This is a genomic window from Stenotrophomonas indicatrix (assembly GCA_041545745.1).
In the GTDB taxonomy this organism is placed as follows: domain Bacteria; phylum Pseudomonadota; class Gammaproteobacteria; order Xanthomonadales; family Xanthomonadaceae; genus Stenotrophomonas; species Stenotrophomonas indicatrix_A.
Window position 1 is genome coordinate 123,895 of record CP168152.1, and the last position, 13,088, is coordinate 136,982.

Sequence of the window (13,088 nt, forward strand, 5' to 3'; positions counted from 1 at the left end):
TGGGGTCGGATCCCTTTCGCATGCGAAAGCGCTCTGACCCCGGGATCAACGCCGTCGCTCCAACCACCACAGCAGCGATGCGCACAGCACGAACGCCAACCACCACGGCCAGCGCGACCCCGGCACGCGCTGGTCCGCCTGCGCGGTAGCCGGTGCGGATGTAGCCAGCCGCTGCGCGGTGGCATCGATCATCGCCTGCCGGTGCAGCGCCGAGGCCTGCTTCGGATCAAACACGTAGCGCCAGTGCGTGCGGTCGCCATACTGCAGGCGCTGCCAACCGGCTTGGCGCGGCCACCAGCCTGCGCATCGCGCCGCGCCGGTACCGCTGTCGACGATCAGCGGCACGCCCTTGCCGTGTGTGTCGAAGGCTTGCAGCGGCGCCTGCACGCCACACAGCGACTGGCGTTCGCTTGCCCAGGCCAGTGCCTGTGGCGACCATGGGCCTTCGGTACCAGCCTGCGCGCGTGACAAGGTGGCGAACACTGAGCTCCACAACTCGCCATGGCGATCCTCGCGACCGGCCAGTACCCAGCGCCAGCTGTCAGTGATCGGCAGTACCCCGGTTCGACCCTTGCCGACGGCGCGCCAGCCGCCGATGGCCTTGCCGTCGCGATCCCGCAGCAGGGCGCGGCTGTCGTCAGCCTGCAGTGCCAGGTACTCCAGCGCCGGCAGTGCTGCTGCGTGGGACGCGCGGTCCGCTTCTTCGCCATCACCGGTGGGCAGGGTGCCGGCGGCAAGGGGCCCGCGACGTGCCTGCAGCATCGTGGCGTCACCTTCGGCGGGCATCGCCGCGATCTGGCTGCCGGCATCGCCCTGCAAGGGCAGGCCAAGATCGCGCAGGCGTTGCCGTGCGCTGGCCGATGGCGCGCCGGTACTGCGTACCAGCAGGCCAAGGCCGTCGCGCAGGGCCTGGCGCACGGCCGCCATCTGGCCGGTGCCGAGCGCGGCCAGGCTGCGTTCGTCGAGCAGCAGCAGGTCGCTGCGTGCCAGCGTGGACGCGTCCAACGCCACGTTGCCGTCGCCCAAGCTGAGGCCCGCACCGGTCTCGGCCTGCAGCTGCATGCGGATGCCGGCATCGGTGGCCCAGCGACGCAGGTACTTCAGTTCGGCGCCCGGTGCGGCAGAACGCACCAGCAGGCGCAGCGGAGCGGCGGCCAGCGTCTGTTGCGGCACCGGCACGCTGTCGGCAACATGGCCCTGCGCATCCAGCAGGCGCAGCTGGAACACGCTACGGCCTTCGGCGCGGGCGACGCCGCTAAGCTGAACACGGCCATCGGCCGCCAGTGGTGCACGATCGACCACCGCGCCGGCAGGGTCCAGCAGCTCGGCCTGCGCACGTTCCACACCGCGTGCCTGTGCGTGCACATCGAAGCGCGCACCGGGAGCTGCGTTCGCAGGCGGCTGCAGAGCGATCCACCCAATGGGTGCAGGGGCTGCCTGCCAGCGCGTGTCGGTGGGCAGTGCGGCATCGCGATCACGCGCGGCCAGGCCGGCACCGACCAGGGTCACCGTGGAGGACGGATAACGGCGCAATGCGGTGGCCAGGTCCGGCACGCGCGCTGCACCGGCCACGTCCGTTGCTTCCGGCAGCAGCACCTGGGTGGCGCCGGCCGGCAGTGCACCCGCCTTGTCGGCCTCGGCGCCGATCACCACCAGGCCCGTCAGGGCAACGCGTTGTGATGGCGGCAGCAGGCAGACGTACAGCAGCGCAGCGGCCGCGGCCTGCAGCGTGAGTACGGCGATCAGATGGCCGCGACCCCGCGTGGGCGAACGCAGCTGGCGCGCACTGGTGACTAGCACGATCAGCCCCAGCGCGACCGCGATCCATACGTTCAATGCCGGTGTGCTCATGGCTGTGCCTCCAGCGCGTCGAGGTAGCGCTGCCCCATGACATCGGCTGCACTGCGTCGCATCACCTGCGGCAGTGGCCGCTGCAGTGCGCGCCACAGCTGCGCACGCAGGCGCTGCCGGCACTCGGCGCAGCCCGGTTCGATGCGCAGTTGCTCGATGGCGGCAGCCAGGTCCAGTGCATCGGGGAGGAACGCGCTGTTGCGCTGCTGCCAGGCGGCCAGCATGTCCAGGTCGGGCGTGCTGGCATCGTCGCCCAATCGCTGCCAGGCCTCGACGACGGCCGGGTCAAGGGGCGTGCGCGCGGCCAGCGGCAATGCGCGGCTGGCCAGCCCGGCACGGTCGCCGCTCAGGCGTCGGCTCTCGTCGATCGGCGGCAGCTCCGGGCCGACGCGCGCCAGGTAGATGCGCTCGGCCTGCTGCACCTGCTTGATGAACGCCAGCGCTTTGTAGGCAAACGGCAGCGCCTGCTCGGGGCGCCCCTGGCGCAGCTCGCCCTCGGCCGACCACATCTGGTCCAGTGCCGCCTTCAGCGTGGCGCGCGTCTGCGGGTCAAGCAGCGTCGCCGCCTCGGCGTGGTCGTGGGTATGCCCGTACTCGGACAGCACGTCGGTGGCGCTGCCGAACACCGGTGGCGTGTCGCTGCCGCTGGCCGCGCCGCCGTGGTCGTGCCCGTGCTCGTCGTGCGCGCCGGCCTGCGCCTCGTGATCGTGCTCATGCTCGTCATCGTGTGCGTCGGTCGCGGGCGTATCGCTGGTAGGCAGGTCGCTGGTCGGCGGAGGCTTCGGCGCACCCTCGCTTTCCTCGCCCAGGAACTGGCCGTAGCGCAGGCGCAGGATGCGCTGGTCGACGCCGATCGCATCGCTGCGCTTGACGAAGGTATCGGCGACCACGCTCCGGCGTTCGCGGATCAACGCCTCGGCATCGATGATGATCTGCCGCTGGCTGCGGAAGTATGCAGGCAGGGTCTTCTTGATGCGGCCTTCCAGTTCGGCACCGAGCACCGCCTCCGTGCTGGGCAGGCGCAGGATCACGCTGCTGCTGCGGCCGACCTGTGCTGTCGGCGCGTGGTTGTCGCGCACTTCCAGCTGGGCGATCACATCGTTGCCGGGCTGTGCGCCCAGAGCGGCTAGGTCGAGGGTGTGGGCAAAGCGCCGTGCCGTGGCCTCGCCGCTGCCGTTGAGGGTCACACTGCGCCGGATGAAGGTGATGTTCTCGCCGCTGCCCTGGGTGGTGGTGATCGACAGCGTCGCCTGCGGGAGGACGCCATGATCGTCGCTGGCCTCGAAGCGCAGCGCCCACTGCCGCTGTCCGGGGCTGCCCAGCACCAGGCTGGCAGCAGGGTCGATCACGCGCACCGTGGGTGCACGGTCGGCGACCACGTCGAGCCGATGCAGGCGGGTGTCGGCCAGCACCGGTTCGCTGACCACGCGATACAGCAGCGGGGTGCGCGCCACGTCCTGTGCCTGCCACTCGCCGTCGTGCTCGCGCAATGGCAGGCGACGGCCATCGTGGAACTGCAGCCAGGCCTTGCTGGGCTTACGGTCGAAGCGTAGCGACCAGGACAGGCGACTGTCGGCGTCGACCTTCGCGTCGAGCGCGTTCTGCGTACGCGTGGGTTGGCCGGTGTAGGCCGGTGCATCGATGCGCAGGCGGGTGGACTGCAGGCGCAGCGGACCGGCCTTGGCGTTGCTTTGCGGTGTCGCAAGGGCGGCAGTGCGCGGTACCGTGTTGTGCGGCCAACCCAGTGCCAGCACAGCGACGGCGATGCCGCCGATCCAGCACGCCGCCACTGCCCTGCGCGGCCAGCGTGGTCGCAGCTCGGGGAGATTGCGTTCAAGCGCCGCCAGCACGTGCGTGCGCTGGCGTTGCTGCAACGGGTTGAGCGCAGCGACATCGGCGAACAGCAGGTCGGCGCTGTCTTCGCTGGCACCACTGGCATCCAGCCTGCGCTGCAGCCAGCGCCGGTCCAGCTGCCGGGCGCGGGTCGTTGCCACGGCCGCAATGAAGAGCAGGGCCACGGTCGCCACGACGCAGGCGATATCGAAACCGGACAGGCGCAGCGCGAGTACCGCTGATGCCAGCGCCCACGGTAGGCCCAGCAGCAGGGTGATCGCCGCGTGGCGTCGGCGTGCGCGCTGCCATGCCTGTTGCAGCGTCTTCATGGCGCAGCCCTGCGTCGCGCGCTGCTCGCCATCCAGCGCTCAAGCGCGAACAGCAGCACGACCATCAGCAGCAGCCAGGAGGTCGGTTCACGCAGGGGCGGCGTTGCCGCAGGCAACGTCGCGCGACGTGGCGCCTGGTCCTGCGCATCACCGAGGTGCGGGGTCGATGGCGGTTGCAGGGCCTGCAACAGGTCGCGCGGCAGGCCGCCATCGCGCAGTGTACGGTTGCGGGCCACGTTCCATTCGCCGGGCAGATGCAGCAGGCGGCCCTGGCCGATGCGCTGCTGCCACAGCAGCGGTGCATTGTCTGCATCACGCAGCAGGACGGCCGCACCCGCTGGCGGCTTGGCAGCGGTCAGCACCGTGCCGCCCTGCTGCAGCCAGCGCTGCCAGGTGCCAGGCAGCGCATCGCTGCCGGTCCATACGCCGATCTCGCCGTGACCCGGCAACGCATCGTCGGCCAGGGGAGCCGCAAGCGCTTGCGCGCTCCACGCGCGCTGCAACGCGCCCAGCCAGTGCTGCGCAGCCGCCGGTGCATCGCTGCGCGTACGCAGGCGTGGTGCCACGGAGGTGCGCGGCGCTGCGGTGACGGCCAGCGTGTGTGGTTGCCACTGAACCTCGCGCGACAATTGCAGGCGGACGCCATCAAGGCCGGGCAAGGGATCGGGTACGTGTACGGTCAGCGCGGTGCCGGCGGGCAGCTGCGCATCCAGCTCGCGCAGCAGACTGGGCAGCGAAGCCGAGTCCATCGGCGTGGGCTGGTCGATGGGTGGAAAGCCCGGCGCCAGCCAATGCCAGTTGCGCGCATCAGCGTTGCCGCGCAGTGCGGTCGCGTCCAGGCCCGGTGCCACCACCGTCCACGCTGCTGGCACCGGTGCAGGACCGGTCAGCGCCGGGCGTGCCAGCAGCAGGGCCAATGCGGCCAGCAACAGCAGGCGCACCAGCAACAGCGGCCAATCATCGAAGCGGATGCGTTGGCGCGGTCGTAGCTGGGCGCGCAGCCAGCGCAGCGCAGCGAAATCCAGCGGCGTATAGGGATGACGACGGGCGAGGTGGATCAGCAGTGGCAACAGCCATGCGGCCAGCGCGGCCAGGCCCAGCGGGAACAGCAGGCTCATGCGCCGCCCCTGCGGCCGAACAGCGCCTGCAGCGGCTGATCCAGCGGCTGGTCGAGCCAACCGGTGGCGATGGCGATGCCACTGGATTGCAACCGCGACTGCAGCGCGACGCGGGCCTCGGCGAAGCGCTGCAGGTAGTCGGCGCGGATCGCGGCGCCATCACCCAGCAGTTCCTCGCTCGTTTCCGGATCGCGGAAACGATGGCCTGCGTCGAAGGGGAAATCGCGTTCGTCGGCGGTCAGCACCTGCAGCAGCATCACCTCGCGGCGCGCGCTGGCCAGCTGCTCCAGCAGCACGATGCCCGCGTCATCGAAACCATCGCCGATGGCCAGCAGCAGATCGCCGGGGCGCACGCGCTCCCACAACGGTCGCAGGCGCTCGGCGGCCGGCCATCCGCCACGCGCCTGCAGGGCATGCAGTTGCAGGTGCACGCGGTCGCGCTGGCGCGCGCCATGTGCGGCCGGCACCAGCTGCAGGCCTTCGCCGTCGATGGCCAACAGGCCGAAGCGATCACCCTGCTGCAGCGCCAGCTCGACCACGCAGGCTGCCAGTTGCCGCATGTGATCCAGGCGGCTGCGAGCCGGTGCCGCGCGGTCGGCCTGGCCCGCCGAGGCAGTGGCATCAAGCAGCAACCAGACGGTGATCGGGCTTTCGCGCTCGGATTCGCGCACGAAGAAGCGGTCCGAGCGTGCGTACAACTTCCAGTCGATCTGGCGTAGTTCGTCACCGGGTTCGTAGGCGCGGTACTGGGCGAATTCCAGGCCGGCACCGCGGCTGCGGCTGGCATGCTGGCCGATGCCGCTTGCACCGCTGGCCCGGCGTGGCCACAGCCGCAGCGCACGCAGCCGCGCACGCAGGTCGGGTGGCAGCAGCAGCGGCGTGCCGGCGGTCACCAGTGGATCAACCCGGGAATGGAACGGCCTGCAGCAGTGCGGCGACCACATCATCAGCCCGCTTCTGCTCGGCCTCGGCGGCGAAGGACAGCAGCAGGCGATGGCGCATCACCGGTGCGGCCAGCGCCTGCACATCCTCGCGGGTGGCGGCGAAACGTCCCTGCAGCAGTGCGCGCGCCTTGGCGGCCAGCACCAGCGACTGCCCGGCACGCGGGCCCGCACCCCATTTCACCCACTGGTTGATCGCCGCCGGTGCGCCCTCGCCGGGACGGCTGGCGCGGACCAGGCGGGTAATCCAGGCCAGCACGTCGGGGCTGACATGCACCTGGCGCACTGCCGCCTGCAGCGCGATCACCGCTTCGGCATCCATCACCTTCGGCACGCTTTCAGTGGCGCCGCCAGTGGTTTGTTCGAGGATCTGCCGCTCCTCTTCTTCGCTGGGGTAGTCGACCAGCACGTGCAGCAGGAAGCGGTCCAGCTGTGCTTCGGGCAAGGGATAGGTACCGGCCTGTTCGATCGGATTCTGCGTGGCCAGCACGAAGAACGGTGCCGGCAACGTGTAGGTCGTGCCGGCGTAGCTGACCGTGCGTTCCTGCATCGCTTCCAGCAGCGCCGCCTGGGTCTTGGGCGGGGTACGGTTGAGTTCGTCGGCCAGCAGCAGGTTGGTGAAGATCGGGCCCTGCTGGAAGCGGAAATGGCGATGGCCGGTACCGTGGTCTTCTTCCAGCAGTTCGGTGCCGAGGATGTCGCTGGGCATCAGGTCCGGGGTGAACTGCACGCGCCGGAACTGCAGCTCCAGTGCCTGCCCCAGCGAGCGAACCAGCAGGGTCTTGCCCAGCCCCGGCGCGCCTTCCAGCAGGCAGTGGCCACCGGCCAGCAGGCCGATCAGCAACTGCTCGACCACCGTGTGCTGGCCGACCACGGCGTGGGCGAGCGCAGCGCGCAGATCGTGCAGGCGCGGCAGCAGGGAATCGAGGTCGGGGGAGGTCATGGGCGTGGTCCGTTCAATTGTTCAATGCGTACATCACGATGTTGACGCCGAAGCGGGTGTTGTCCTCGGCCAGGAAACGTTTGTTGCGCCAGTCGTAGTCCCACTCGCAGCCGTAGTCCTTGTTGCTGTAGAGCAGACCGAGCCGACCGTCGACCTCGATGCCTTTCAGGTAGTCGTGTACCAGGTCATCGCCCCAGCCGTTGAGCTCGAAGCTGGTCGCGGGCGGGCCGTCGGGGAAGCGGAAGAAGCTGCGGTACAGCGCGTGGCTGTTGGGCAGCTTCTGCAGCGCCTTCGGCCCGAACAGCCGGCCCATCTGCGCCTCGAACGAGGTGGCGAACAGGCCGTCGATATCGTGGTTGCAGTCGTCGACGAAAACAAAGCCACCATTGCGCACGTAGCGCACGAAGTTCTGCCGTTCGGCGGCGTTGAACTCGACCAGGGTGTGCCCGGCCAGATAGCAGAACGGCGCCTCCAGCATGCGCGGGTCGGCCAAGGCCACCACGCGTTCCTGCGGGTCCACCCGCAGGGAGGTGTAGTCGATCAGCGAGGTGATCAGGTTGGACGGCATGCGCGCGTCCACATCCCAGTCGCCGGAGTCGTACTGCAGGCGGGTGAACCAGAAGTCGTAGCGCGAACTGCGCGGGCCTGCCTGCGCCCATGCCGGCAGCGCCGCCGCCGAAGCGGCAGCGGCCAACCAGCGCAGGCAGGCCCGGCGATCCATCAGACCGCGTCGGACAACGAGGTAAAGGTGAAATCGCGCAACTTCATCGGCGGAATCATCATCACGAAGCTGGACTCGTCACCGGCCACGCGCACCGGCTTGCCCAGCTCTTCGATGTTGTTGAGCATGATCACCGGCGATTCGTTGAAGCGGAAGTTCTTCACCGGGTGCTTGATCTGCCCGTTTTCGATGTAGAAGGTGCCATCGCGGGTCAGGCCGGTCAGCAGCACGGTCTGCGGGTCGACCATGCGGATGTACCAGGTACGGGTGACCAGGATGCCCTTCTGGGTGCCGCGCACCAGCTCGGCGGTGTTCTTCTCGCCACCGCTCATCAGCAGGTTGCCGGGCGTGGCCTTGGCGGTCTTGCCCTGCTTCTGTGCCCAGAAGCGCGAATAGTCGAGGTTGGCGACCTTGCCGTTCTCGATGATGGCGATGCGCTCACGCGGCATGCCTTCGTTGTCCCACGGCAGCACCGGCGCATCCGGATGCCACGGGTCGGCGTGCATGTTCACGCGCGGATCGTAGACCTGCTCGCCCAGCTTGTTGCCGCCGCCCTTCTTGGACAGGAAGCTGCGGCCTTCGTCAGCCGAGCGCGCGCTGAAGAAGTTCATCATGAAGCTGATCAGGCCCGCAGCCGCGGCCGGCTCCAGGATCACCGTGTACTTGCCGGGCTCCAGCGCCTTGGCTTCCTGCGACTCGGTCGCCTTGCGCATCGCGATGCGGATGTCCTGGTCGGCCTTGAAGTCGGCCGCATCCTTCAGGTTGCGACCCACCCAGCCCGAACCACGGCCGTCTTCAGTGCGCACGGTGCAGGTGTAATCGAAGTTGGTGGTGCGCTGGTAGCCGAAGTTGCCGTTGCTGTTGGCCGTGGCGTAGAAGCCCTGGCCGTCTTCGAGGAAGCCAGCGGCGATCAGCCCGTTGCCACGGCACGGCGCGATCGAATCGGCGGCGACCTTGGCGCGGAAGGCCGGATCGATGGCGGCGGTGGATTCGCTGAAGGTCGGGCTGGGGCGGTAGGTCTGCTTGCCGATGGCCGGCATGAACTCCGGGTTCTCCGGGGCCAGGCGGGCCAGGTCTTCGGCGCGGCGGACCACGCGCTGCAGCGCGGCGTCGTCGAACTCGTTGATCGAGGCGGTGCCCACGCGCTTGCCGAAGGCCACGGTAACGGCCAGTTCGGTGTTGTCGACGATGCCACTGGTGGAAACATTGTTCAGGGCGAATCGGATGTTGCCGTTGATCGACCCTGCCAGCACGGCGGTGCATTCATCGGCCTTGGACAGAGCGATGACCTTGTCGAGGATGGCCTTGGCTTGTGCTTCGGTGAAGATACTCATGATTCTTAGGCTCCTGACCGGTCAGCCGAGGCTGCGCGCGGTGTTGATGACGTTGATGCCGTTGAAGCGCGCGGTGGACGACCCGTGCGAGACCGCCGATACCTGGCCGGGCTGGCCCTTGCCGTCGAAGAACGAACCGCCCAAGCGGTAATCGCGCTCGTCGGCGACGGCGCTGCAGGCGTTCCAGAACTCCGGCGTGCGGATCTGGTAGGCCACGTCTTCGAGCATGCGGGTGATCTTTCCGTTCTTGATCTCGTAGAACAGCTGGCCGCCGAACTGCGCGTTGTAGCGCTGCTGGTCGATCGAGAACGAACCGTCACCGATGATGTAGATGCCGTTCTCCACGTCCTTGATCATGTCCGACACGCTCAGCGGCGACTTGCCCGGCGCCATCGACACGTTGGCCATGCGCTGGAACTGCACGCTGGACCACGAGTCGGCGTAGCAGCAGCCATCGGATTCGGTCTTGCCGAGGATGTGGGCCTGGTCGCGGATGGTCTGGTAGTCGACCAGCTTGCCGTTGCTGATCAGATCCCAGCGCTTGCACTTCACGCCTTCATCGTCGTACGCCACCGCACCGAGGCTGCCCGGCTGGGTCTTGTCGGCGAAGATGTTCACGTGTTCGCTGCCGTACTGGAAATGCTGCTCGCGCTTGTCCAGGGTGGCGAAGCTGGTGCCGGCGTAGTTGGCTTCGTAGCCAAGCACGCGGTCCAGTTCCAGCGGGTGGCCGATCGATTCGTGGATGGTCAGCCAAGTGTGCGACGGATCGAGGATCAGGTCGTACTTGCCCGGCTTCACCGACGGCGCCTTCAGCTTTTCCTGCGCTTGCTTGGCCGCCGCGATGGCGTCTTCCTTCATGTCGTAGGAAGAACCGTAATTCACCACGCCATTGGGGGTGAGCACCTTGCCGGCCGCTGCGCCATCGAGGTACTCGTAGCCCAGGCCCATCGGTGCGGACAGGCCTTCGCGGGTGCGGAACTTGCCGCTGGCCTTGTCGATGGCGGTGATCGTCATCGGTGCCCAGATGCGGTGCACGTCCTGGTCGATGTACGAGCCGTCGGTGGAGGCGAAGTACTTCTGCTCGTTCACCAGGAACAGCATCGAATTGACGAAGCTGGCGCCGGCGCCCATCGCCGCGGCGTTGACGTCCAGCAGCAGGTCGACCTTCTCCTTGATCGGTACCTCCATCGCATTCTTGCGGATCGGCGTCTTCCAGCTGATCTCGCCCACGCCCGGCGCCTTGGCCAGCTGCACCGGCGCGGTCTGCACGCCCGCGTTGGCCTTGGCGATCGCCGCCGCCTGCTGCGCGGCACGGGCCACGTCGGCGGTGCTGAGCGCATTGGTGGCGGCAAAGCCCCAGGCGCCGTTGACGATCACGCGGATGCCGACACCGGTGGACTCGGTGTTGACCACGTTCTGCACCTTGTCTTCGCGGGTGATCACGAACTGCCGCAGGTAGCGGCCGATGCGCACGTCGCAGTAGGTGGCGCCGGCGCTGCGTGCGGCCTGCAGGGCGGCGTCGGCCAGGCGCTTTTTCAGCGCCGGGTCGAGGCTGGACTGCAGTTGCTCGGCGGCGATCGCCTTGCCGAAGAACGACGGCACGATCAGGCCGCCAGCGGTAAGCCCGGTCAGGGCCAGGAAGTCACGTCTGTGCAAGGCTGCTCTCCATGAAGAACGGGTGGCTCAAGCGCCGAGACTGCGCGCGGTGTTGATGATGTTGATGCCGTTGAAACGGGTGGTGGACGAACCATGCGAGACCGCTGACACCTGGCCGGGTTGGCCCTTGCCGTCGAAGAACGAACCGCCGAGGCGGAAATCGCGCTCATCGCAGATGGCGGTGCAGGCGTTCCAGAACTCCGGCGTGCGGATCTGATAGGCCGCATCCTCGACCATGCCGGTGATCTTTCCGTTCTTGATCTGGTAGTACAGCTGGCCGCCGAACTGCGCGTTGTAGCGCTGCTGGTCGATGGAATAGGAGCCACGGCCGTGGATGTAGATGCCGTTCTCGACGTCCTTGATCATGTCTTCGACGCTGAGCGGTTTCCTGCCCGGCGCCAGCGAGACATTGGCCATGCGCTGGAACTGCACGCTGGACCACGAGTCGGCATAGCTGCAGCCATGCGAGGCGTCGCGGCCGAGGATGTGCGCCTCATCGCGGGTGGCCTGGTAGTCGACCAGGATGCCGTCGCGCACCAGATCCCAGCGCTGGGTCTTCACCCCTTCGTCGTCATAGCCGACCGCACCAAGGCTGCCCGGCTGGGTCTTGTCGGCGAAGAAGGTGACGATGTCGCTGCCCCAGCGGAAACCGGCATCGCGCTTGTCCAGGGTGGCGAAGCTGGTGCCGGCGTAGTTGGCTTCGTAGCCGAGCACGCGGTCCAGCTCCAGCGGATGGCCGACGTTCTCGTGGATGGTGAGGAACAGGTTGGACGGGTCCAGCACCAGGTCGTACTTGCCGGGTTTCACCGAGGGCGCCTTCAGCTTCTCGCGCGCCTGGCGGGCGGCGGCGATGGCGTCCTCGACCGGGTCGTAGGAATCGCGGTACGCGGTGATGCCACCGGGCAGCTGCACCTTGCCACGCGCGTCCCCGTCGAGGAATTCGTAGCCCATGCCCATCGGCGAGGACAGGCCGGCGCGGGTGCGGAACTTGCCGCTGGCCTTGTCGATGGCGGTGGCGGTGAACGGCAGCCAGATGCGGTGGATGTCCTGGTCGATGAACGAGCCGTCGCTGGAAGCGAAGTACTTCTGCTCGTTGACCAGGAACAGGGTGGAATTGATGTAGTCGGCGCCCGCATTCAGCGCGGCCGCATTGAGCGCCAGCAGCAGTTCGACCTTGTCCTGGATCGGCACTTCCATCGCATTGCGGCGGATCGGCGTCTGCCAACGCACCTCGCCTACCGACGGAGTGGGCGCCAGCTGCACCGGCCGGGTCTGGATGCTGGCATTGGCGCGGGCGATGGCCGTGGCCTGTTCGACGGCGGTGCGCACCGCCGCTTCGGTCTGCTGGTGGGTGGCGGCGAAACCCCAGGCCCCGTTGACGATCACCCGCACGCCCACGCCGGACGATTCGCGGTTGGTCACGTTGCCGACCTGGTGTTCGCGGGTGATCACCGACTGGTTGAGGTAGCGGCCGATGCGCACGTCGCAGTAGCTGGCCTTGGCCGAGCGCGCGGCGGCAAGGGCAACCTCGGCCAGACGTCGGCGCTTGGCCGGGTCGACCGGGGCCAGCAACTGCTCGGCGGCGATCAGCCGCGAATGCGGCAGGACCAGGCCCGCCAGGCCCAGAGCGGAAAATGCCAGGAACTCACGTCGTTGCACAGCGTCTCTCTCTCACTTCCGTGCGGCCGGCAAAGGACCGATCCGATCACGTCAACTCCTCGACTTTCGCCATCAACGGGCATTCGGGCAAGTGACTGCAGTCATGGTAGGGGAGGGTTTTGGCAGGGCTTGCAGCCCTGCACCTGCTTCAAACCAGGGCAACGTCAACGTCAAAAGAGGGCTGTCCGTGGGATGGTGGGGCGGTGTCGGATTGCGGGGACGCCGCAAGTACGTCCCTGTAGGCTTGGCCGCGGCATCCATGCCGCGGACACCCCGCAATCCGACACCGCCCCACCTCTGACAGATCTCCGCGGCTGTTGGTAGGTGTCGACCTTGGTCGGCACATCTGTCAGGTATCGAAATAAATCCGGGGTCAGATCCGTTTTCCGCAGGAAAACGGATCTGACCCCAAGAGCCGTTCCAACAGATCGCAGAAATCTGTCGAAAGCGGGTGGGTCCGGTTGCGGGGGCGTGAGCGCCACGGGCCGGAGGCATGCCTCCGGCGGGTTGGGCAGGACGCCCAACCCCGGTCTTGCCGTGTGCGCAGGACAGCGGACACGAGCAAGGCGCGACCGAGCTTACAGGGACGTACTTGCAGCGTCCCCCGCCACCGGACCCACCCCGCCACCCCGCAGGAAGCCCGCTTTTGCTGTTGATGTTGCCGGCCAGCGGCCGGCACTACCGCTTCGGCGGGTGCAGGGCG

At 68.0% G+C, this 13,088-nt stretch carries 9 protein-coding genes; all 9 read right to left on the reverse strand.

All coding sequences use genetic code 11. The annotated features are described in order from the left end of the window. Positions 1 to 45: 45 nt before the first annotated feature. Genes ACEF39_RS00505 through ACEF39_RS00545 form a run of 9 tightly spaced genes read right to left on the reverse strand, consistent with a single transcriptional unit; the run spans position 46 to position 12,385 of the window. Positions 46 to 1,851: a hypothetical protein gene (locus ACEF39_RS00505; RefSeq protein ID WP_500286580.1), complete on the reverse strand. Its 1,806-nt coding sequence runs from the start codon at positions 1,849 to 1,851 to the stop codon at positions 46 to 48. Further along, positions 1,848 to 4,013, reverse strand: coding sequence for a hypothetical protein (locus ACEF39_RS00510; RefSeq protein WP_500286581.1), 2,166 nt, complete (start codon positions 4,011 to 4,013; stop codon positions 1,848 to 1,850). The genes ACEF39_RS00505 and ACEF39_RS00510 overlap by 4 nt, the downstream gene beginning before the upstream one ends. Further along, on the reverse strand, positions 4,010 to 5,131 hold the full coding sequence (locus tag ACEF39_RS00515; protein WP_500286582.1) for a BatA domain-containing protein: 1,122 nt from the start codon (positions 5,129 to 5,131) through the stop codon (positions 4,010 to 4,012). Before ACEF39_RS00515 ends, ACEF39_RS00510 begins: the two co-directional genes overlap by 4 nt. After that, positions 5,128 to 6,024 carry a DUF58 domain-containing protein gene (locus ACEF39_RS00520; protein WP_500288066.1) on the reverse strand — a complete coding sequence of 299 codons (897 nt, stop codon included), beginning with the start codon at positions 6,022 to 6,024 and terminating at the stop codon, positions 5,128 to 5,130. Before ACEF39_RS00520 ends, ACEF39_RS00515 begins: the two co-directional genes overlap by 4 nt. A 7-nt stretch (positions 6,025 to 6,031) precedes the next feature. Beyond that, a complete protein-coding gene (locus tag ACEF39_RS00525; protein WP_500286583.1) occupies positions 6,032 to 7,015 on the reverse strand; it encodes an AAA family ATPase in 984 nt (327 codons plus the stop codon). Positions 7,016 to 7,028: 13 nt separating this feature from the next. Then, complete coding sequence (locus ACEF39_RS00530; RefSeq protein WP_025876014.1) at positions 7,029 to 7,736, reverse strand: DUF4159 domain-containing protein; 708 nt, start codon at positions 7,734 to 7,736, stop codon at positions 7,029 to 7,031. Next, on the reverse strand, positions 7,736 to 9,070 hold the full coding sequence (locus ACEF39_RS00535; protein ID WP_500286584.1) for a TldD/PmbA family protein: 1,335 nt from the start codon (positions 9,068 to 9,070) through the stop codon (positions 7,736 to 7,738). The genes ACEF39_RS00530 and ACEF39_RS00535 overlap by 1 nt, the downstream gene beginning before the upstream one ends. Positions 9,071 to 9,091: 21 nt before the next feature. After that, positions 9,092 to 10,726 (reverse strand): TldD/PmbA family protein, encoded by a 1,635-nt coding sequence (locus ACEF39_RS00540; RefSeq protein ID WP_500286585.1) that lies wholly within the window; start codon positions 10,724 to 10,726, stop codon positions 9,092 to 9,094. A 27-nt stretch (positions 10,727 to 10,753) separates the two neighbouring features. Further along, positions 10,754 to 12,385: a TldD/PmbA family protein gene (locus tag ACEF39_RS00545; protein WP_500286586.1), complete on the reverse strand. Its 1,632-nt coding sequence runs from the start codon at positions 12,383 to 12,385 to the stop codon at positions 10,754 to 10,756. Between the last annotated feature and the right edge of the window lie 703 nt (positions 12,386 to 13,088).

Coding starts and splice junctions, on each gene's coding strand:
- ACEF39_RS00505 (WP_500286580.1), bottom strand. CDS start 1,851: ATGAGCACACCGGCATTGAACGTATGGATCGCGGTCGCGCTGGGGCTG.
- ACEF39_RS00510 (WP_500286581.1), bottom strand. CDS start 4,013: ATGAAGACGCTGCAACAGGCATGGCAGCGCGCACGCCGACGCCACGCG.
- ACEF39_RS00515 (WP_500286582.1), bottom strand. CDS start 5,131: ATGAGCCTGCTGTTCCCGCTGGGCCTGGCCGCGCTGGCCGCATGGCTG.
- ACEF39_RS00525 (WP_500286583.1), bottom strand. CDS start 7,015: ATGACCTCCCCCGACCTCGATTCCCTGCTGCCGCGCCTGCACGATCTG.
- ACEF39_RS00530 (WP_025876014.1), bottom strand. CDS start 7,736: ATGGATCGCCGGGCCTGCCTGCGCTGGTTGGCCGCTGCCGCTTCGGCG.
- ACEF39_RS00535 (WP_500286584.1), bottom strand. CDS start 9,070: ATGAGTATCTTCACCGAAGCACAAGCCAAGGCCATCCTCGACAAGGTC.